12 protein-coding genes and 3 pseudogenes are annotated in these 21,757 nt (G+C 46.2%); 7 read left to right on the top strand and 8 right to left on the bottom strand.

Annotation, left to right across the window (positions count from 1 at the left end):
• Window position 1: 1 nt before the first annotated feature.
• Together srfAA and hxlR are read right to left on the bottom strand one after the other, a co-directional pair.
• Window positions 2-10,765 (bottom strand): surfactin non-ribosomal peptide synthetase SrfAA, encoded by a 10,764-nt coding sequence (srfAA, locus tag NSQ83_RS02340; RefSeq protein ID WP_160215003.1) that lies wholly within the window; start codon window positions 10,763-10,765, stop codon window positions 2-4.
• A gap of 573 nt (window positions 10,766-11,338) precedes the next feature.
• Complete coding sequence (gene hxlR, locus NSQ83_RS02335) at window positions 11,339-11,701, bottom strand: transcriptional activator HxlR (RefSeq protein WP_003246265.1); 363 nt, start codon at window positions 11,699-11,701, stop codon at window positions 11,339-11,341.
• Between the two features lie 232 nt (window positions 11,702-11,933).
• Here hxlR and hxlA point away from each other — a divergent pair, with 232 nt between their 5' ends.
• From hxlA to nin, 5 genes are all read left to right on the top strand, one after another.
• Window positions 11,934-12,566: a 3-hexulose-6-phosphate synthase gene (hxlA, locus tag NSQ83_RS02330; protein ID WP_003234604.1), complete on the top strand. Its 633-nt coding sequence runs from the start codon at window positions 11,934-11,936 to the stop codon at window positions 12,564-12,566.
• A gap of 5 nt (window positions 12,567-12,571) precedes the next feature.
• On the top strand, window positions 12,572-13,129 hold the full coding sequence (gene hxlB, locus NSQ83_RS02325; RefSeq protein WP_003234605.1) for a 6-phospho-3-hexuloisomerase: 558 nt from the start codon (window positions 12,572-12,574) through the stop codon (window positions 13,127-13,129).
• Between the two features lie 110 nt (window positions 13,130-13,239).
• Entirely contained in the window at window positions 13,240-14,961 is a 1,722-nt protein-coding gene (gene tlpC / locus NSQ83_RS02320; protein ID WP_029727077.1) for a methyl-accepting chemotaxis protein TlpC, read from the top strand.
• A gap of 167 nt (window positions 14,962-15,128) precedes the next feature.
• Window positions 15,129-15,578 carry a DNA-entry nuclease gene (nucA, locus tag NSQ83_RS02315; protein ID WP_003234608.1) on the top strand — a complete coding sequence of 150 codons (450 nt, stop codon included), beginning with the start codon at window positions 15,129-15,131 and terminating at the stop codon, window positions 15,576-15,578.
• 26 nt (window positions 15,579-15,604) lie between these two features.
• Window positions 15,605-16,003 (top strand): DNA-entry nuclease inhibitor, encoded by a 399-nt coding sequence (nin, locus tag NSQ83_RS02310; RefSeq protein ID WP_032722902.1) that lies wholly within the window; start codon window positions 15,605-15,607, stop codon window positions 16,001-16,003.
• A gap of 36 nt (window positions 16,004-16,039) precedes the next feature.
• Here the strand turns inward: nin and bglC are convergent, their stop codons facing one another.
• From bglC to NSQ83_RS02290, 4 genes and pseudogenes are all read right to left on the bottom strand, one after another.
• Complete coding sequence (bglC, locus tag NSQ83_RS02305; RefSeq protein ID WP_032722901.1) at window positions 16,040-17,473, bottom strand: 6-phospho-beta-glucosidase; 1,434 nt, start codon at window positions 17,471-17,473, stop codon at window positions 16,040-16,042.
• A gap of 152 nt (window positions 17,474-17,625) precedes the next feature.
• On the bottom strand, window positions 17,626-17,958 hold the full coding sequence (locus NSQ83_RS02300) for a YckD family protein (protein WP_015252849.1): 333 nt from the start codon (window positions 17,956-17,958) through the stop codon (window positions 17,626-17,628).
• A gap of 81 nt (window positions 17,959-18,039) precedes the next feature.
• A pseudogene (locus tag NSQ83_RS02295) lies at window positions 18,040-18,360 on the bottom strand (RDD family protein); the annotation flags it as partial.
• 35 nt (window positions 18,361-18,395) lie between these two features.
• Window positions 18,396-18,588: pseudogene (locus tag NSQ83_RS02290) on the bottom strand (hypothetical protein).
• 161 nt (window positions 18,589-18,749) lie between these two features.
• Between NSQ83_RS02290 and NSQ83_RS02285 the strand changes: the two are divergent.
• On the top strand, window positions 18,750-19,613 hold the full coding sequence (locus tag NSQ83_RS02285) for a transporter substrate-binding domain-containing protein (protein ID WP_029727074.1): 864 nt from the start codon (window positions 18,750-18,752) through the stop codon (window positions 19,611-19,613).
• A 9-nt stretch (window positions 19,614-19,622) separates the two neighbouring features.
• Complete coding sequence (locus NSQ83_RS02280) at window positions 19,623-20,303, top strand: amino acid ABC transporter permease (protein ID WP_003234624.1); 681 nt, start codon at window positions 19,623-19,625, stop codon at window positions 20,301-20,303.
• Between the two features lie 48 nt (window positions 20,304-20,351).
• Here the strand turns inward: NSQ83_RS02280 and zinU are convergent, their stop codons facing one another.
• The gene (gene zinU, locus NSQ83_RS02275; RefSeq protein ID WP_003234625.1) at window positions 20,352-21,545 is read right to left on the bottom strand and encodes a zinc metallochaperone ZinU; all 1,194 of its coding nucleotides are present in this window, start codon (window positions 21,543-21,545) and stop codon (window positions 20,352-20,354) included.
• A gap of 27 nt (window positions 21,546-21,572) precedes the next feature.
• A pseudogene (locus NSQ83_RS02270) lies at window positions 21,573-21,746 on the bottom strand (hypothetical protein).
• Between the last annotated feature and the right edge of the window lie 11 nt (window positions 21,747-21,757).

The following is a 21,757-nucleotide window of genomic DNA, read 5'->3' as shown; positions in this document are numbered from 1 at the left end:
ATTAGAAAATTTCCATTAATTTATCCAGCTCATCCAGCGTCAAATCGTCGTCACCAAGATCACTCGGGGTCAGTTCCGTACCGTCTTGAGATAGGCAATGTTCAATGATTCTAAGAAGATGCGCTTTAAAGCTGTCACTGAATGTTTGTACTGTTTTTTCATGAAATTCAAGAGAATGATAGGCCAGTGACATCGTCAGTTTTCCGTTTTCGATATATCCGACAACATCCAGCGCATTCGGTTTTTCTGTTTCAGGGCTTAATGACTGTCCTGATGGCAGCTCTGATCTCGTAAACAAACCTGCATCCGACATTTCGTCAAACTGACCTAAATAGTTGAAGCTGACATCCGGCTGAATCGAGAACGCCACATCTTCTTTATGTTCCGATGCCGTCAGATAGCGCAAAATGCCGTATCCGACTCCCTTATTCGGCACATGTCTGATATCTTCTTTCATTTGCTTCAGCTGGTAGCCCAGATCATCCGCATGCTTCATATCGAGCACCATTGGGTACATACTTGTAAACCAGCCGACTGTGCGGGAAATGGTCAGGTCTTCTATGATTTCTTCACGTCCGTGCCCCTCTAAATGAACATTTACTCGATCCTGACCCGTCCACTCCTTCATTGCCAATCCGAATGCCGTCAGCAAAATATCATTCATTTCTGTGTGATATGCCTCATGCACCTTTGTGGTGAGCTGTTCTGTCTCTTCAGCAGTCAGCGAGAATTCAATTGTCTTTGTATGTTTCATTCGCTGATCACCAGATTCGCGGTCTTTCGGAAGCTTTGCCGCGACAGCTTGTTCTTCAAGCTGTCTCCAATACTCTTTTTCTTTCAAAAAGGCTTTGGAGTTCGCGAAGTCTTGCAATCTCTCTGCATACTCTGCAAATGAATGTGTTTTCTGCGGGAGAACCGGTTCATTGCCTTGCTCAAGCTGTGTATATACTGCGGCGAAATCCTCCAGTAGAATCCGCCACGAGACGCCGTCAACCACTAAGTGGTGAATGGCGAGAAGCAAGTGGTCTCCGTCTTCCGCTTGGAACAAGCCTGCTTTTAACAAGCCGCCTTCCTGCAAGTCGATGCTGCTTTGCAAACGCTCTGCTTCTCTCTCTATACGGTCTTCGTAATCTGCAGCTTGGCCCTCAATCTGGATGACCTCCAATTGAGCGGAAGCAGCTTCAAGACCTCTGTTGTATTGAATGACGTCTTCCTGTCCCTCACGATAGACCATACGGAGCGCGTCATGATGCTCGATCAGCGCCTGCAATGTTTTCTCCACCCGTTCAGGGTCAAAGCCCTTCGCGGCGTGAAGCATCACCGATTGGTTCCAGTGGTGCTTGTTCGTGAAGTTCTTTTCAAAGAACCAGCGCTGGATCGGCGTCAGGATGACTTCGCCCTCTACCGGGCCTTGGTCTGCCTGTTTGCCTTCGGCACGCTCTACATATTGGGTAAGCTCTTCGATCGTCGGATGCTGGAAGAGATCTTTCATTTCCAGCTTCCAGCCGTGCTGATTCAAGCGGCTCGCCATTTGAATTCCTTTGATGGAATCTCCGCCAAGCGAGAAGAAATTGTCGGTGACACCGACTTCAGACATTCCAAGCACGTCCTGCCAGATGCCGGCAAGCAGCTCTTCCATGTCGGTCGTCGGCGCTTTGTATTCTCCGCTTCCCGCTTCGATGTCCGGCTCAGGCAAGGCTTTGCGGTCGACTTTGCCGTTTGCCGTGACCGGAAGCTCGCTCAGTGTCACCCAGAACGCCGGGATCATATAATCCGGCAGGGTTTCCTTCAGTGCTGATTTCAGCGCTTCTATATCAGCTGTTTCCGGGGTGACATACGCCGCGATCGCTGTATTGCCGCCTTTATCTTTGACAGCTGTTACCGCCGCATCCTGCACCTCAGAAAGCTGGGCGAGCTGGACTTCAATTTCTGAGAGCTCGATCCGGTAGCCGCGGACCTTGACCTGCTGGTCGATCCGGCCGATGTATTCGATGCCGCCGTTCACCCACTTCACCAAGTCGCCGGTGCGGTACATGCGTTCACCCGGCACAAACGGATCAGCGACAAACCGCTTCGCGGTTTCGTCTTCTCGATTCAGATAGCCTCGCGCTAATCCGCGTCCCGCCACACAAAGCTCTCCGGCTACGCCTTCCGGCTGCACCTGATTGCCCTCTCCGAGAATGTATACTCTCGTATTGGCAATGGCCCTTCCGATGGAAAGCGAGCCTTCCTCCGGATGGATTTCTGCGCTTGTGGCAACGACCGTATTTTCTGTCGGCCCGTAGTTGTTGACGAGTGTGTACGGCTTTTTCACTGCGCGCTTCAGCTTGTCTCCTCCGGTCAAGAGGACGCGAAGTGATGTGTTCTCAAGCTCCATGAACTGTTCCGCAAGCTGTGTCGGCAGGAACGTGATCGTTACGCCGTTCGTTTCAAAATAATCGTTCAGGCGGACGATATCGAGGCGGATCGCTTCATCAATGACGTGAAGCTCGGCACCGATCGTCCAGGTCGGGAACATCTCCCAAATGGAAGCGTCGAACCCAAAGCCCGCGTACTTCGCACTGCGGTCCTCCGCTGTCATGCTGAACGCGTCGTGGTGCCAGAAGCACAGGTTCACAAGCGCATGGTGCTCGACCATGACACCCTTCGGCTGTCCGGTCGTTCCAGACGTGTAAATCATGTACGCCAAGTTCTCCGCGGTTACAGCGGTTTCTGGATTTCCCTCGTCGTTTTCATCAAGCGGCAGGCTTAGAATCGTGCGGCTTCCGTCGAGAAGAATGACATCTCCCGTAAAGCTGTCCGGCACTGAAATGCCTTCCTGTTTCAAGAGAAGCTTCGCGCCGCTGTCCTGTAAAATATACTCAATCCGCTGATCCGGGTAGTCAGGATCAATCGGCACAAACGCCGCTCCGGCTTTCAAGACGCCGAGCACCGCGGCGGACATTTCAAGCGACGGCTTCGTGAGAATGCCGACGCGGTCATCCGGGCTGATGCCGCAGTCCATCAGAATCCGCGCGAGACGATTCGCCTTCGCATTCAGCTCACCGTACGTCCAAGACTGGCCGTTGTATGTGACAGCCGGGCGGTCTTTGTGGCGCTGGACAGTCTCTTCGAATAGCTGATGAATCGTTTTGTCTGTCGGCACAGACAGCGCTTTGCCCTTCCATGCCTCAAGAAGAGCTTGCTTTTCTGTCTCAGTGACCAGTGACAGGCTGGAAAGCGGCTGGTTCGGGTTCCCAGTAACTGCATCTAAAAGCTCCATCCAATATTGCTTCCATCGTTCAATCGTTTCCTGCTTAAACAGAGCTGTATTGTATTCGAGTACGAATGTAAGCCCTCCGTCGGTTTCGTCAGCCGTCAGCGTGAGGTCAAACTTGGCTGTTTTCCGTTCAAACGGATGCGGCTCAAGCTGAATCCCTTTCATTGTTAAATCCTTTATATTCGCATTTTGCATTGAAAAAACTGCATCGAATAACGGATTTCTGCTTGTGTCACGCTGAACCTGAACATTTCCGATCAAATCCTCAAGTGGGTAATCCTGCGCATCAAAAGCGCTGAGTGCCGTTTCTTTCACTTCGTTAAGATAGTTGGCAAACGTCTTTTCACCCTTCGGATACGTGCGCAGCGCCAATGTATTGACGAACATTCCGATGACGCGGCTGACGTCCGCTTGAGATCGTCCGGCCACAGGTGAACCGACGATGATATCGTCTTGCCCGCTCAGTTTTGATAAAAATGCACTGTATGAAGCCAGAAGCACCATGTAAAGCGTGGAATCCGTTTCTTTTGCAAGCCTGCGCAGAGCATCAGCTTTGCCTGCTTCTAATGAAAATGCAATGCGGTCTCCCTCAAATGTTTGAACAGCAGGCCGACTGTAATCAGTCGGAAGCGTCAGCACCGGCAGCTCTCCGTCCAGCTCCTTCAGCCAATGCTCTTCTTGCTTCTTGTAAAGCTCAGACTGAATGAACTGCTGCTGCCACACGGCATAATCCTTATATTGAATACGGAGCGGCTCAAGGGTTTCTCCGTCGTACAGCTTTGAAAGCTCCTCAATCAGCACACCGACAGATGCACCATCAGAAATAATATGATGCATATCGAACAGCAGCACATGCTCAGTGTCTGAATGCTTGATAAGCCCTATTCTGAACAGTGGAAGTTGGTCGATTTTGAAAGGCTTAATAAACTCAGAAACGATCCGCTCTGTCTCTTCTTCCGGTGCTTCGAAATAGGCTATCTCGCACTCAGCCTCTTCCCAGATCCGCTGCACCGTTTCTCCATCTTTTATTTCAAACGTGGTTCTCAAGGCTTCATGACGCTGCATTAACTGCTGCATGACGCTGTTAAGCCTTTCAACATCAAGCTCACCTGTCAGGCGCAGAACCGCCGGCATGTTATAGCTCGTTTGCGCATCCTCAAGCTGCTGAAGCACGTACATCCGTTTTTGCGGTGAAGAAACAGGATACGTATCTTGTTTCTCTGCCGGGCTGATACTTGCGGCTGTCCCTTTTTCAGCAGAGGCAATCACCTGTGCCAAGCCCTCAACCGTCGGTGATTGGAAGAGATCCTTGAGTGACAGCTCAACGCCCAGTTCCTGATGAACCAAGGCAAGCATCTTCATGCCTGCTAATGAATGTCCGCCAATGTCAAAGAAGTGGTCATAAGCGCCGACTTGTTCAGCCTGAAGCACCTGTGCCCAAATGTCTGCGACTTTTTGTTCCATTTCATTGCGTGGCGCAACATATGAAACACCTCTTGAAACGTTGGCATCAGGAATCGGCAGCGCTCTCCGGTCAATTTTTCCGTTCCCTGTCAGCGGCAGCTCGTCCATTTGGATAAACACCGCAGGAACCATATATGCCGGCAAGTCCTTCGCAGCATGCTCTCTCATCTCTTGTGATGAGATGTCTCCTTCTCCGACATAGTAAGCACACAACAGTTTATCTCCCGCTCCTTGATCAACGGCAAGCACAACACTTTCCTGAACACGATCATGGGTTTGCAGCTGATGTTCGATTTCTCCAAGCTCGATGCGCTGTCCGCGAATCTTCACCTGATGGTCGATTCGCCCGATAAATTCGATGTCGCCATTCGGCAGCCATCTCGCAAGGTCTCCCGTTTTATACATGCGTTCGCCGGATGTAAACGGATGGGGAACAAATTTCTCCTCAGTCAGTTCTGGACGGTTGTAATAGCCTTTCACGAGTCCTTCGCCGCTGACGCAAAGCTCTCCGGCAATCCCGGCAGGCTGCACGTGTCCCGTACGGTCAAGAATGTATACTTCCGTATTGCTAACCGGTTTTCCAATCGGAACAGACAGCGTGTGCTCCTCCAATTCATCAACCGGATGATACGTCGCGAAAACCGTGCTTTCAGACGGTCCATACATGTGAAGAAGCTTGCCCTTTCCAACCGTTTGCAAAGCTTTTCTGACATGCTCAACCGAAGCCCGTTCCCCGCCAAACATAATTTTGCGAAGCGTTGACAAGCATGCCGGATTCAAGTCCACAAGCAAGTGGAACAAAGCGGTTGTAATCATGAGAATACTGATGTTCTCCCGTTCAATGACGCGGGACAGGCGAGCCATGTCCAAAACGGTTTCCTTCGGTATCAGCACCAGCTTGGCTCCGTTTAACAAAGAGCCGAACATATCGAACATAAACGCGTCAAACACGTAATTGGAAAGACCGAGAATCGTATCCTGTTCTGTAATGCTGAGATAATTCGTTTCCTTCACCGTGCGGAGAATATTGGCATGTGTCACGATATTCCCCTTAGGTGTTCCAGTCGTTCCGGAAGTATACGTCAGGTTGGCCATTGCTTCAGAATCAAGAGGCAGTGCGAGATTGCGCGCATCGGCATGATAGCTTTCTTCCTCATCGGCTAGCACGATAACGCCCTTAAATTCCGCTTCTTCCGCCAAAGCCTTTAATTTCCTCTGAGTGAGAAGCACCTTTGCTCCGCTGTCACGGAAGAAATGCTGCATCCGCTGAATCGGATGTTCCGGATCGATCGGAACATAAGCCGAACCTGATTTTAATACTGCCAAGATCGACACAATCATATCCATTGACCGCTCGCATAAGACAGCCGCAGTTCTGCCTTCGCCAGCTCCAAGAGAAAGAATGCCGCGGGCTAAACGATTGGCCCGTTCATTCAGTTCACGATAAGTGAGTGATTCGCCTTCATATTGAAGCGCAGTGTGGTCTGGCGTATTCGCCGCTTGCTCCTCAAACAGCTGAACAATTGTTTTGTCTTTCGGATAAGGTGTTCTGCCCGGGTTAAACTGCTGAATTTGCGAAGCAGCCTCCTCTTCAGAAAGAAGCTTATACTCAGAAATCGGCTTCTCTGGATCAGCCGCAGCATCTTCAAGCAAACGCGCAAAATGCGTAAGCAGCCTGTCTGCCGTGCTTTGTTTAAACAGCTTTGTGCTGTAATCCAAATCAAGCTCAATGCCTTCATCGGTTTCTCTCGCCTGCACCGTCAAATCAAATTTGGCAATCTTGAAATTGGTCTCATGAACAGACAAGGACAGATCGCCGACAGCCGGAATGCCTGCTGTCGCATTTTGAAGGCTGAACATCGTGTCAAACAGCGGATGCCTGCTAACATCACGCGGGATGTTCAAATCTTCAACAAGCCACTCAAACGGATAGTCCTGATGAGAAAAGGCATTCAGCACCCGTTTGCGGACACGCGAGATCAATTGGGTAAACGTCTCATCTTGCTTCACCTCACTGCGAATCGCAAGCGTATTGACAAACATCCCGATAATGCCCTCTGTATCGGAGTGATTTCTGCCCGCTGACGGTGTCCCGACAATGATGTCATCCTGCCCCGTATACTTTGACAAAAGCGTATAGTAAGCGGACAGCATCACCATATATAAAGTGGCGCCGTTTTGTTCAGCCAAACGATTGAGGCGATCCTTTACCCCCGCATCCAGCTTGATTGACACCCGATCCCCTTCAAAGCTTTGAACAGGCGGTCTTGGGTAATCGGACAGAAGCTGAAGCACCGGGAGCTCGCCTGCAAAGACTTCCTTCCAATAAGCCTGGTCCTTCTTGTACCCTTCAGCAGCCTGTCTGCTTTGCCATACAGCGTAGTCCTTATACTGGAGACGAAGTTCAGGAAGCTGTTCGCCTTTATAAATGCGTGCTAACTCCTCCAGCATAATGCCAATGGATACACCATCAGAAATCAAATGGTGCATGTCAAACAGCAGCATATGACGGTTCTCTTCAAGCCCCAGCAAACCGATTCTGAACAGCGGAGCTTTCGCTAAATCAAATTTCCGAACGAATGAAGCCATAATTGCCTCATCTGAGCGGCCGCCTCTTTCAATCATTTCGATGTTGAAATCAACGCTATCGTGAATGTTCTGTCTCGGCGTGCTGTTTTCAAGAACAAATGATGTTCTCAATGACTCGTGGCGTCGGATTAACCCCTGAAATGCGCGCTCCAGCTTTTGAATATCTAAAGGCCCTTCCAGAATTGCTGCTGCCGGCATGTTGTAGCCGACTCCCGCATCCTCGAACTGGCTGACGATATATGTTCGCTGCTGTGCCAATGAAAGCGGATAATGCTCCTGTTTTTCAGCAGGTTCAATCACCGCAAAAGCTTTGCTTTCTCTGTGATCAGCTTCCTCTGCAAGAGCCGCAATCGTCGGATGCTCAAACAAATATTGAAGCGGAATCTCGACGCCTGCTTCCTTATGAATCTTTGTTAAAAGGGTCATGGCCTTCAATGAATGCCCGCCCGTTTCAAAGAAATTGTCAAAGACCCCCGCCTTCTCCACGTTCAGCACGTCCTGCCAAATGGCTGCGATTGCTTTTTCAGTCTCATTTCGCGGCGCTGTATAGGCAGTGCCGCTGACAGCCTTCACCTCTAGCGCAAACAGCTTGCGGCGGTCGACTTTGCCGCTTGGCGTAAGCGGAATTTCTGTCACTTCTGTAAAGTAAGCCGGCACCATATAGTCAGGAAGCTGTCTGGCCGCATGCTCCCTTAAGCCGGCTGGCGCAAATTCGCTTCCAGGCTTCTGCACAACATATGCGCAAACCTCAAGATTTCCCTGTTCGTCAGGGCGTGCCAAAACAACGGCTTTTGCAACGTCTGGCGCCTGCTGAATCACGGCTTCAATTTCCCCAAGCTCAATCCGGTATCCGCGGACTTTGACCTGGTCATCCTCTCTGCCTAAATATTCGATTGTTCCATCTGGAAGCCAGCGCACCACGTCCCCGGTCCGGTACATGCGATCGCCCGGCACGAATGGATCTTGTAAAAACTTCTCTTCCGTTAATTCAGGCAAATGCAAATAGCCTCGGCCCACACCGTCTCCCGCGATATAAAGCTCACCCGCCACGCCTTCAGGCTGCAGCCGGCCTTTTTGATCCAAAATATATAAGCGGTTATTCCCCAGCGCTTTCCCGATCGGCACATACGCTGATTGAACTGCATTCTCAGGGATAACCGGATGAACAGACGCGTCAACGCACGTTTCAGTCGGCCCGTACACATTAGTCAAACGCGGCGCTGTGCCGGCTTCTTTAAACAGCTTCAGCAGCTTGTCCGCAACAACAGATGACAGGCCTTCTCCTCCGATCAGCATGTGCTTCAGTTTTAGGCCTTCAAAATCGCCCGCTGCTGCCAGCATTTGCAAATGAGCCGGTGTTCCATCCGTCGCCTCAATGCTGTTTCTCCGATAATATGTAGCAAGGGCGGTCCCGTTCGTCACTGTTTTCTTCGGTACGATATAAAGGGTTTGTCCCAAAAGAAGCGACGCGAAGATCTGCTTCACTGACGCATCAAAGTGGAACGGCGCAAGCAATGCCATCCGCAGGGTTTGGCTGCCGCTTTGGTAAATCGTCTGCTGCAGAGATTCAACCAAATGATGAACCTGGCGATGCTCGATCATAACGCCTTTCGGACGTCCGGTTGTTCCCGATGTGTAAATAATGTAGGCAAGATTCCGCGCGTTTACATCAGCCTCCGTCATATCGTCTGCACCTTCCGCAATTGCCTGATCTAAGTCAATCAGCTCAGCATCGGCTTCAGGCGCTGCAACCTTCGATTCAGTCAGGATGAAGTCCGCCCCGCAGTCCTCCAAAATATATTGAATCCGCTCTGCAGGAAAACCCGGATCAATCGGCACATAGGCTCCGCCGGCTTTTAAAATTCCCATGATAGCTGTAATCATCCGTTCAGAACGTTCAATCAAAACCGCGACAGGACTGTCCGGGCCAACCCCTTTCTGTTTCAGCACATTGGCGATGCGTGCAGATTGCTCATGTAACGTTCGATAGGACAATGTACGATCTTCGAATACAACCGCTGGATGATCTGAAAGCTGCTCAGCCTTTTCTTGGAACAGTTCCGGGATCGTCATGTCCTTACGGTAGCTCACAGATTTACCGCCCGCCCTCGCAAGCAGCTTCTCTTTCTCCGCATCAGAAATCATCGTTAATTCATCAATTGTATGTTCTGGATGCGTTAACGCGTTCTCCAGCATTGTAATCATGCGCTCACAAATCATGTTGATTTCTTCACGTGAAAATAAATCAGTGCGGTAATCAAAATCTATGGTGAGTTTCCCAGTATCCCATCGATCCTTCACATGGATCGAGACATCATTTAATCCGCTGCCGCTGAAAATCGGCTCAGTCAAAAAGGCAAGGTCCTCTTCTTTTTGCCACTGCATCACCTGATATTCAAGAGAAACAGTAAACAGCTTGGTCAGAGAGCTCTTTGTTTCACGCAAATCGTTGATCAGGAGATTATACGGGTACTTTTGGTGGCGGAGTGTCTTCATGAGATCCTTCATCCGGTCTTTGACAAATTCTAAAAACGCCTGCCCGCCGTCAATGTTTGTCCGAAGCGGAACCGTAGAAACAAACATGCCAAGCATCTGCTTCTCTTTCGCATTTGTCCGGTTGCCCATAAAGGTTCCCGTCACAACATCATTTTGGCCGCTGACCCTGTACAAATAGGCGGCGAGCAACGATTGAAATACCGAAAGAACACTGACTTTATTCGCCTCACAAAACGACAGAATCTGCTGATGTAGCGCTTCAGGCACATCTTTAGAGAACCTCTCAGCATCTAAACTTCCCCCTGCGGATGCATTCCGTTTCAAGGAAACAAGTTCAGGCACCGATTCAAATTGTTTGTTCCAAAACGCCTTGTCCTTTTCAAACCGCTTCGATTGAGCATAGTCCTGTTCAGATAAAACATGATCGATAAATGAATGCGAGATTCCTTCTTTTGCCTCTGAGCCGCTGGCTAATTCTAAATAAATGTGCATGATCGCATTCCCGAGAATATTCATGGAGATACCATCAGAAATCACGTGATGAACATTTGCGTAAAACCATACTTCATTTTCCTTTATGGTGAACAAGGAAAAACGGAATAAATCACAATCGTACAACGGCAAAGGTTTTTTCGTTTCCTCCCGGCTCCATTGTGAAATAAACTCTATCGCATTCGGATCTTCAGTAGTGTCAGTATGTTTTATATCAACAGGCCGATACTCGCTAATATATTGTACAGGCTCCCCGTTTTCATCTAGCCGCAACCGAAGGCGCATGGCGTCATTTCTGCGAATAAACTCTTGAATCGCCTGCTCAACAAGCACATAATCAATCGCATCAGCTGAAACCAGCTTACCAATCCCCGCAAGATTTGAAATGCTCGTGTGAGGATAAAATTTTTCTGTGTACCAAATTCGTTTTTGTGCATCCGTTAAAGGATAAAAAGTTATTTCCATATTGTCATACCTCCCCTAATCTTTATAAGCAGTGAACATGTGCAACGCATTTTCTCTTTCTTATCCATATCAGCTTTTAATTCTTATGAACTAACAGCCGAAATAGCCCAAAGTACTACACTTAAAAAGCAGTGCTTCCAATCAAAAAACAGATGGCCGCTATTAAAGCAGGCTGCCGTCAGTCAGCATTGCGGCGTTTAACATAAGCGGATAAAGACCGCAAGACCCCACCCTAATAAGAAACCAATTTTGGCTATTTATTCATTGTTTTCAATATTTTTTATCTTTCTACCGTTTACTTTAAATGAAAAAAATGTTTTTATCACCGAAAAATGGGTGAAAAGTTTCATGCGGGATGCCGAAAGATTCCAGTTTATTTACAGGGATATTTTTGCGGGATGCCGCAATCATTTCCACTAAACATTATTTACAGAAAAATAAAAATTTTTAAACCAAACTGCTGCGTTCAATCTTTTTTTATTGCTGAATGCAATTTACAATCTTTACATGACTATGTGTACCGCGCAAAAACCGAAAAAAAGGCAAAAAAAAGACACCCTTGCGAAGAGCGTCTTACAACGATTCTTTCATGACATTTTTGTCGATATCAATCAATTCCATATAACCTTTCCCCCACTCATACATGGCTTCAAGAATAGGCATGAGGCTTTCTCCGTGCGGGGTCAGAGAATATTCAACCTTCGGCGGGACAACTGGATACACTTCCCTGTGAACAATCATATCCTGCTCAAGCTCTCTCAGCTGATTCACGAGGATCTTCTGCGTAATATCAGGAATCAATGTTTTTAATTCATTGAACCGTTTTGTGCCTTCTTTTCCTAAATGCCATAAAATGAGCATTTTCCATTTACCGCCAATCACTGCAAGCGTTAATTCCTTCTCACAATTAAACCTTTTGTCGTCCATCCGGCTCAATAGAATCCCCCCCTTAGTAACCTTTTTGTATGTTAGATACGTATCATCACTTACTTACTTTTTTGCAGACTCTTTTTTCATTATACTCACTCATAAAATCAAGCGAAAGAAATCTGATTGTCTCTCCTCACAGTATCCTCCAAGTAACTTGTTGACTTCAAAGTGCCTACTTCTCATCAAAAGAAGGAACCTATAGAATGAAAAATAATTCGAAAAAGGGAGTGGATCAACAATGGAATTACAGCTTGCATTAGACCTCGTCAACATCCCGGAAGCCATTGAGCTCGTCAAAGAGGTAGAACAATACATCGACGTAGTTGAAATCGGAACACCGGTCGTCATCAATGAAGGCCTAAGAGCCGTTAAAGAAATAAAAGAAGCATTTCCTCAATTGAAGGTTCTTGCAGACCTGAAAATCATGGATGCCGGAGGCTACGAAATTATGAAAGCGTCGGAAGCAGGCGCTGACATCATCACCGTTTTAGGGGCTACAGACGATGCAACGATTAAAGGCGCAGTAGAAGAAGCCAAAAAACAAAAGAAGAAAATCTTAGTGGACATGATTAACGTGAAAGATATCGAATCCCGTGCGAAAGAAATTGACGCACTCGGTGTTGACTACATCTGCGTCCACACTGGCTATGATCTTCAAGCAGAGGGCAAAAACTCTTTCGAAGAATTAACGACAATCAAAAATACCGTAAAAAACGCAAAAACCGCAATCGCGGGCGGCATCAAACTTGATACACTGCCAGAAGTGATCAAGCAAAACCCTGACCTTGTCATTGTTGGGGGCGGAATTACAAGCGCAGCTGATAAGGCGGAAACAGCTTCAAAAATGAAGCAGCTGATTGTCCAAGGATAACTCCTATGAAAACGACTGAATACGTAGCGGAAATTCTCAATGAGTTACACCGTTCAGCAGCTTATATTTCTAATGAAGAGGCTGACCAGCTTGCCGATCACATTCTTTCATCCCACCAAATTTTCACTGCGGGTGCGGGGCGGTCTGGCCTGATGGCAAAATCCTTCGCGATGAGACTGATGCACATGGGCTTCAACGCCCATATTGTAGGTGAGATTCTCACTCCGCCGCTCGCCGAAGGAGATCTAGTTATTATCGGCTCAGGATCAGGCGAGACAAAAAGCTTGATTCATACCGCAGCAAAAGCAAAAAGCTTACACGGAATTGTTGCCGCTTTAACCATCAATCCGGAATCAAGCATCGGAAAACAAGCGGACCTCATCATCAGAATGCCTGGTTCTCCTAAAGACCAGTCTAACGGAAGCTATAAAACCATTCAGCCAATGGGATCATTATTTGAACAAACTTTGCTGCTCTTCTATGATGCAGTGATTTTAAAACTCATGGAGAAAAAAGGACTCGATTCTGAAACTATGTTCACTCACCACGCAAACCTTGAATAGCATCACACAACCGGCCTGAAGATCAGGCCGGTTTTATTTTTTCTAAAATAAAACTTTAAACCCGAAAACCCGATAAGTAATATGACCTACAAATCGTAAAGGGAGGAATTATGTTGATAAAACGATTTAAGATGAAGCTAGGAACTAAAATTCTTTGCCTCGTTTTCGTGGTGATTCTTTTGTTTTCGGCATCAGTTGGCACTGTGATGCTTAAGGAAATTACAGAAAACATGAAACAAATGGCAACTGAAAAAGCGAAAGGTGATCTTGCTTTAAGCAGCACTTATATTGATGATGTCATGTCAGGCGACTGGCAGGTGAAAAACAATAAGCTCTATAAAGGGCAAACACAAATCAATGGAAATGAAGATATTGTTGATCTGCTTGGCGAAAAAACAGGTGATACCATTACCATTTTCCAAGGCGATACTCGTGTTGCAACCAATGTCATGAAGAATGGCGAAAGAGCTGTCGGCACCCAGGCTTCTTCTGAAGTTATTGCCGCTGTTTTAAAGAAAGGAAAGCGTTTTTACGGACAAGCAGATGTAGCAGGTTCTTCTTATCAGACTGCATACATGCCGTTAAAAGATCAAAATGGGAACATCATCGGCATGCTGTATACCGGAGCTAATCAAAGTATTTTAGCATCACTTACACAATCACTTTTCACTCAATTCGCTATCGTTCTTGTTATCGTCATTATGGTATCAGTCATCCTTGTCTTGGTTTTCACCAGAAAAATCAACAAGCGGCTGAACGCTTTAAAAAGCGCCTTTGAAAGTGCCGGAAACGGAGATATGACAATAGAGGTGTCAGACAAAACCGGTGACGAGCTTTCAGAACTAAGCGTCTATTATAATAAGATGAGAATGAAGCTGAACGATACCATACAAACCGTACAACAATCAGCCCTTCAGCTTGCGTCAGCCTCTCAGCAGCTCTCAGCCGGAGCAGAGGAAACAAATCAAGCTTCAGAAAAAATCACAGAAGCTGTACAGCAGATTGCAAATGGAGCCCAAGATCAGATCACCCGAATTGAAAGTAGTGAAAGCTCATTAAAACAAGCTTCAGCAGACATCCGGGATATTTCTGCAAATACTGCCGCTATCGCTGACAAAGGGCAGCTCGCTCAATCAAAAGCAGACATTGGACAAAAGGAAATTGCAAATGTACAGGCGCAAATGGATGCGATTCACCAGTCAATTCAGAAAAGCGGAGAAATCATACACCAGTTAGACGGCCGCTCTAAACAAATTGAGCAAATTTTATCGGTCATCACCCAAATTGCCGATCAGACAAACCTGCTTGCGCTGAATGCAGCGATTGAAGCTGCCAGAGCCGGTGAACAAGGAAAAGGCTTTGCTGTTGTTGCTGATGAAGTACGGAAATTAGCGGAAGAGTCTCAACAGTCTGCGGGGCAGATTTCAAAACTGATCATAGAAATACAAAAGGATATGAACCGGTCTGCAAGATCTGTTGAGCATGTGAAAACAGAAGCTGCAGAAGGAGTCACCATGATCCAGCGCACCAGAGATGCATTTAAGGAAATTGCAGCTGCAACAGGTGAAATCAGCGCCGAGATTAGTGATTTATCAGCATCTGTAACAAACATTTCAGCCAGTGCACATCATATAAATGATTCCTTTGCAGCCAATACGGCCGACATTAAAGAATCTACTAAAAATACCCGGCAAGCGGCTGCATTAACAGAGGAGCAATTTGCTGCAATGGAGGAGATTACCGCAGCTTCTGAAACACTTTCTCAATTAGCTGAGGAGCTTACCGGTATCATAAGCCAATTTAAAATGATTAATCAAGCCGAAAACGGCTGATGACTTACTATCATTATTGTAAATTGGCAATCGTATTTTGCTGAAAACAAATATTTCGATCTGCTAAAATTACGATTTCTGCAATAAACTGAGCGTAAAACATAAAATTTAAACCTTTACACCAAATGCTTTCTGGATTACTCTTGTGTCAGTTTTAAAAGCGGGAGGTGAACATCACGACGGACATCATAAAAACGATACTTCTCGTCATCGTCATCATAGCAGCTGCAGCTGTCGGCCTGATAAAAGGAGACTTTTTTTCAACTGATCAAAAAACGTCTCAAACGAAAGAATATGATGAAACAATCGCCTTCCCATCTGACCGGTATCCCGAAACTGCCAAGCATATTAAGGATGCGATAAATGAGGGACACTCAGAGGTGTGCACTATTGACAGAGACGGAGCTGAGGAACGCCGCGAGCAATCATTAAAGGACGTACCTTCCAAAAAGGGGTATGACAGAGATGAATGGCCAATGGCCATGTGCAAAGAAGGCGGTGAGGGAGCTTCTGTAGAATACATTTCTCCCGCTGACAACCGCGGAGCAGGCTCTTGGGTCGGGCATCAGCTTACCGATTACCCAGACGGCACAAAGGTTTTATTCACAATTCAGTAAACAGTACATAGAGGAGGAACAGCACATTGATCAAATCATGGAAGCCGCAAGAACTTTCGATTTCATATCATCAATTTACTGTATTTCAAAAGGATTCTACACCTCCTGTAATGGATTGGACTGACGAAGCGATTGAAAAAGGATATGCTGCGGCAAACGGAGCCATTTCCTTTGAGGCACAGCGAAATACAAAGGCCTTTATTCTTTTGCGCCTGAACAGTTCAGAAACAGTAAACTCCTACGAAAAAAAAGTGACTGTTCCTTTTCATGTCACAGAAAACGGAATTCATATTGAAAGCATCATGTCTAAAAGACTGTCCTTTGATCTGCCTAAAGGAGACTATCAATTGACATGCTGGACTGTGCCGGCTGAAATGTCAGATTTGCACGCCGACACTTATATTATTGATGCTGTTTCTGTGTAATGAAAAACCCCTGAGAGAATAACTCTCAGGGACTCTTTATAAACTTTCTCCGTTCGTCTTGATGACATCTTGATACCAATAAAAGCTTTTTTTCTTCAAGCGTTTTAAATCGTATGTGCTTTCTTCATCACGATTGACATATACAAATCCGTATCTTTTTTGGTAGCCGTTCAGCCAGCTTAACAGATCAGTAAACGACCAGCTGCAATAGCCGATTAAATCGACACCGTCACTGATGGCTTGTCTGCATTGCTCAAGATGCGAACGCAAATAATCAATTCGATAATCATCCTGTACAGTGCCGTCCTCAACTTTATCAAATTCACCCAAACCGTTCTCTGTTATAAACACTGGAAGCTGATAGCGGCTTGTAATTCGGCGAAGACCGATACGCAGCCCAATTGGGTCAATTGTCCAATCCCAGTTGCTCGTTGTCAGATGCGGATTTTTTTTCGTTTTGAACACTCCGGGTATCCCCGTCTCCTGATTGGTTCCCTTTTGGCCTGTCGTATTCATTTTCCCTTCTGACACACCATCAAGCGGATTTCGTTCATAGGTGATCGTCTGATAATAATTGACACCTACAAAATCAGGCTTCCCTTTGGCGAGCAGGTCCATATCTCCTGCTTCAATTGTCGGCGCCCATCCCTGTTTTTCCAAGTAGCGGAATGGAATTTGCGGGTAGGTTCCCCAGCAATACATGTCAAGCCACCAATTGTTCATAAATTCTTCGGCGTTTTCAAATGCCAGTATATCCTCTGGATGGCTTGATAAAGGGTAAGCCGGAGAATAAGCAAAGCTAGGACCTATTTTGCCTTCAGGCACATATTCTCTAAATGATTCGATGGCTTTTGCATTAGCCAGAAACGCAATATGGTTTGCTTCGTAAAATCGTTTTCTGTCTTTCACTCCAGGCGGATGCATGGCTGTAATAAATCCGTGATTAAAATTGTAGTTCTGTTCATTTAACGTAACCCAATATTTCACCCTGTCTCCAAAACGTTTATAAAGAGTAATACAGTAGTGATTAAAATCCTCTATGATGTTTCTGGATTCAAACCCGCCGTATTCGTCCATAAGCGCTTGAGGCAAATCCCAGTGATATAAAGTCAGAACCGGCTCGATGTGATGAGAAAGCAATTCATCAATCAGACTATCGTAAAACGCTAGACCTGCTTCATTGATCTCTCCTTTTCCTTTTGGAAAAACCCGTGGCCAGCTGACGGAAAATCGATATGCTTTTAACCCCATCTCAGCCATCAGAGCGACATCTTCTTTAAATCGGTGATAATGGTCAACCGCAATGTCGCCATTGGTTCCTTTAAACGTTTTGCCCGGTATTTTCGTAAACACATCCCAAACAGAAGGGCCTTTGCCATCTTCATTCCAAGCGCCTTCAATCTGGTACGCTGCAGAAGCAGAGCCCCACAAAAAATGTTTCGGAAAAGATTCTGGATGCTGGTGGATCATAGTGTTTATCACTCCTGAATTATTGATAAACCTATCATAGGCTATGAAACGCGTTTCATATCAACTCGATGTTAGTCGCGGAACAGCTCAGCTAATATTGCCTACCTGTAAATAACGCAAAAGCACCCAATTCCAATTGGATGCTTACCATTTTAATGTCTTTTTTCAAATTTATGCGGATGAGGATGGTGCTTTGGAACAAAGCCGTTTTGTTTCATCATTTCAAAGTGTTTGTCCAAGTGATTTTTGATGTGTTCTCCTCTTTCTTTAGGCAGGATACCGTATTGTACATACTTTGAGATCACGTCTTTGCGCTTTTTAAGAATCTCTGCTTCCAGTTGTTCAATCTCTTTCTTTTGCTGATCTGTCAGTGTAACATTTGCGGGAGGCTGCTGCTGTTTTTCAGCGGCCTCAGCTGTACCGGTCAGAGAAATGACAGCCGCTGCAATGAACATTGTGATGATGTTGATGGTTATTCGTTTCATCCAGTTTATTCCTCCAATCCTATTTTTCATATGTTTTGCTGCCTTGTATTTTTTATGCATAAAAATAAAAAGAGCGAACCATTATTCGCTCTTTCTAATCTCTTCGTCAGCATTAAGTTCCTCTTCACCTGGTGTCGCATAAGTGACATATGTTCCCGCGATTAAATCATGCAGGGTCCGTTTGTCTTCTCGTACGGCAATCAGAATCAGGCTGGCGATCAAGCCGAGTCCGAAGGTTATACAGTAAACCAGGCCGGCTACAATAACCCGTAAAAACATTGTTAACAGACTGACCTGTGATCCGTCTTTTTTTACGATTCTGATTCCGCAGATCCTTTTTCCGATAAGGTAGCCGCGCCAAAACACCGGCAGCAAAATAGAGTACAGCAGTACAAACAGGCTGGTTTGTAAATATTCATTTGACTCCCCATTATGGTTTAAATGTTTCCATTTTCTTTCTCATCGAATATATCATATGCCTTAGGGGCATCAGCAAGACTTAATATTCTGAAGATCGTTTCATGCTTCTTGACCATTTCTTACGGTATTGGCATAGATGAATGACGGATCTGCTGCACCTTAACTTCACAAGCTCCTATCCATGCACGTCTGGCATTCATCCTTGGACAATTCCTTTTTTCATCACCTCTTCCCTTCATAGACGCTTTTAAACACCCACCCATGCCTTTTGTATACACAATTCGAACTTTTTGAAAACGCGATCAACATATTGCAACCCCTTATGTTCAATGCTATCTTTTTAGTTGATTAACAGATTGGGGGAAATATAGGTGAAATCATTCAAGCAATCCAAAGCCGTTATATTCAGTTTCACAATGGCTTTCTTTCTTATATTGGCAGCCTGTTCCGGCAAAAATGAAGCCGATTCCAAGGATACAGGCTGGGAGCAGATTAAGGATAAAGGGAAAATCGTAGTCGCTACATCAGGTACGCTCTATCCTACTTCTTATCACGATACTGACTCTGGCTCTGATAAGCTGACGGGCTATGAGGTTGAAGTTGTTCGTGAAGCGGCAAAACGCTTGGGGCTGAAGGTTGAGTTCAAGGAGATGGGCATTGACGGGATGCTGACAGCGGTGAACAGCGGACAGGTTGACGCAGCCGCGAATGACATCGATGTGACGAAGGACCGCGAGAAGAAGTTCGCATTTTCTACTCCATATAAATATTCATACGGCACGGCAATCGTCCGTAAAGACGATTTATCCGGGATTAAAACGCTTAAGGATTTAAAAGGGAAGAAAGCGGCTGGCGCGGCTACAACCGTCTACATGGAGGTCGCGAGAAAATACGGCGCCAAAGAAGTGATTTATGATAATGCGACGAATGAGCAATATTTAAAAGATGTTGCCAACGGACGCACTGACGTCATTTTAAACGACTATTACCTGCAGACACTTGCGCTCGCGGCATTCCCGGATCTCAACATTACAATTCATCCTGACATCAAGTACATGCCGAACAAACAGGCCCTTGTCATGAAAAAAAGCAATGCGGCACTTCAGAAAAAGATGAACGAAGCATTGAAAGAGATGAGCAAGGATGGCTCTTTGACTAAACTGTCGAAACAATTCTTCAATAAAGCAGATGTATCAAAAAAAATTGATGCCGACGTTCAGGACGTTGATTTGTAATCGGACGCCATGATCAATAGCATTCAATGGGAATATATTTTCAACACGAAGCTGGCTATTGAATCGTTCCCTTATGTCATAAAAGGCATTGGATATACACTGCTCATCTCTTTTGTAAGCATGTTTGCGGGAACTGTGATCGGCCTGTTCATATCACTCGCCAGAATGTCTAAGCTTGCTTTGTTAAGATGGCCGGCGAAGCTCTATATCTCATTTATGCGGGGCGTTCCGATTTTGGTGATTTTGTTTATCCTTTATTTCGGGTTTCCTTATATCGGCATTGAATTTTCCGCTGTCACGGCTGCTTTAATCGGCTTTAGCCTAAACAGCGCCGCCTACATTGCGGAAATTAACCGTTCAGCCATTTCATCCGTCGAAAAAGGACAGTGGGAAGCCGCATCCTCGCTGGGTCTTTCCTATTGGCAGACGATGAGGGGCATCATTTTGCCGCAATCGATACGTATTGCGCTGCCTCCGCTTGCCAATGTATTGCTCGACTTAATCAAGGCGTCATCTCTCGCTGCGATGATTACAGTGCCGGAATTGCTCCAGCATGCGAAAATCATCGGGGGCAGAGAGTTTGATTATATGACCATGTATATTCTGACCGCTCTCATTTATTGGGCCATCTGCTCCATTGCCGCGGTCTTTCAGAATATCCTTGAGAAAAAATACGCTCATTATGTTTAAACAAACGTTTCATTAAAAAAAGCCGTTCCCCATGGGACGGCTTTTTTTCTATTGATTCAGCTTCCATTTAAACGGGTCCTCAAACAGCGACCAGTCGGAATCAAATTCATACTCAGTCAACAGGCATTGATCAAGCTCTTTCGTGATCGTTTCTTCATCCAGGTCAGTTCCGATAAAAACTAGCTGCGTTAGGCGGTCGCCGAACTCCGGGTCCCACTCCTCCAGGATTTCCGGCTCCTGCTGTTTGACTTGCTCCTGCTCAAGCTTCGGCAGCGCCGCCACCCAATAAGATACAGGCTCAATCGTAACCGACGGACCTGCTTGCGACATCAGCAAAGCGAGGTTGTTATGAGATGCGCACCAGACGATTCCTTTGGCACGTACCACGTTCTTTGGCATTTGATCCAACCAACGGTAAAATCGTGTAGAATGAAACGGCAAACGTCTCTTATATACAAATGAAGAGATACCGTATTCTTCTGTTTCCGGGGTGTGTTCCGCATGGCCTGCCGTCAGCTCTTGAATCCAGCCGGCCGATCCGCTCGCTTCCTCGAAGTTAAATAACCCTGTATGCAAAATCTCCTGTGGTTTTACATTTCCTTTGACGGAACGAATGAACCTGGCTCTTGGCTGCAGTTTACGAAGAACGTTTTCAAGCTGTTCGAGCTCTTGCTCGCTGACCAAATCACATTTATTTAAGATCAGTACATCGCAAAACTCAATTTGATCGATCAAGAGGTCGGCGATTTCTCTTTCATCCTTTTCCCCCAATGCTTCTTTGCGGTCCAGAAGGCTTTCGCCTGACTGATAATCATGCCAAAAACGGTTGGCATCAACAACCGTCACCATCGTATCCAGCTGACAGAATTTTGTAAGATCGATTCCCATCTCTTCATCGATATAAGAGAAAGTCTGGGCCACCGGGATCGGTTCGCTGATTCCTGTCGATTCAATGACGATATAATCAAACCGTCCGTCTTTTGCCAGCTTCTCAACTTCAATTAATAAGTCTTCGCGAAGCGTGCAGCAAATGCAGCCGTTTGACATTTCCACAAGCTTTTCATCTGTTCTGGAAAGGCCCCCTTCCTGCTTAACCAAGCCCGCGTCAATGTTCACCTCGCTCATATCGTTTACGATAACCGCTATTTTCAAGCCTTCGCGATTTTGCAGAATGCTGTTCAGCAATGTTGTTTTTCCCGCACCTAGATAACCGCTCAGTACGGTAACCGGAATTTTTTTCATAATAATGCCTCCATTAAAATAGAATGATTACGATTTAAATTGTATACTTTGCCGTATGTACAATGGTGTAGAGCAGCTTTTCGCGCTCATTTCTCGCTGCCGCCCGATTTATAAATCAGTAAAGGCTCCAACCGCGTTTAGTCCTTTTCCCCATCGCAAATCCCTGCCCCTTGCCGACATTCGGAAAACCGCAGCTTGCATAAAGCAATTGC

This window comes from Bacillus sp. PS217 (assembly GCF_037963535.1).
Taxonomy (GTDB): Bacteria; Bacillota; Bacilli; order Bacillales; family Bacillaceae; genus Bacillus; species Bacillus subtilis.
This window is presented reverse-complemented; position numbering and strand designations above follow the sequence as displayed.

Bases quoted from the DNA above. Each gene is read 5' to 3' on its own strand.
- zinU (WP_003234625.1), bottom strand. From the start codon at position 21,545: ATGAAAAAAATTCCGGTTACCGTACTGAGCGGTTATCTAGGTGCGGGA.
- hxlB (WP_003234605.1), top strand. From the start codon at position 12,572: ATGAAAACGACTGAATACGTAGCGGAAATTCTCAATGAGTTACACCGT.
- tlpC (WP_029727077.1), top strand. From the start codon at position 13,240: ATGTTGATAAAACGATTTAAGATGAAGCTAGGAACTAAAATTCTTTGC.
- bglC (WP_032722901.1), bottom strand. From the start codon at position 17,473: ATGATCCACCAGCATCCAGAATCTTTTCCGAAACATTTTTTGTGGGGC.
- NSQ83_RS02300 (WP_015252849.1), bottom strand. From the start codon at position 17,958: ATGAAACGAATAACCATCAACATCATCACAATGTTCATTGCAGCGGCT.
- hxlA (WP_003234604.1), top strand. From the start codon at position 11,934: ATGGAATTACAGCTTGCATTAGACCTCGTCAACATCCCGGAAGCCATT.
- NSQ83_RS02280 (WP_003234624.1), top strand. From the start codon at position 19,623: ATGATCAATAGCATTCAATGGGAATATATTTTCAACACGAAGCTGGCT.
- srfAA (WP_160215003.1), bottom strand. From the start codon at position 10,765: ATGGAAATAACTTTTTATCCTTTAACGGATGCACAAAAACGAATTTGG.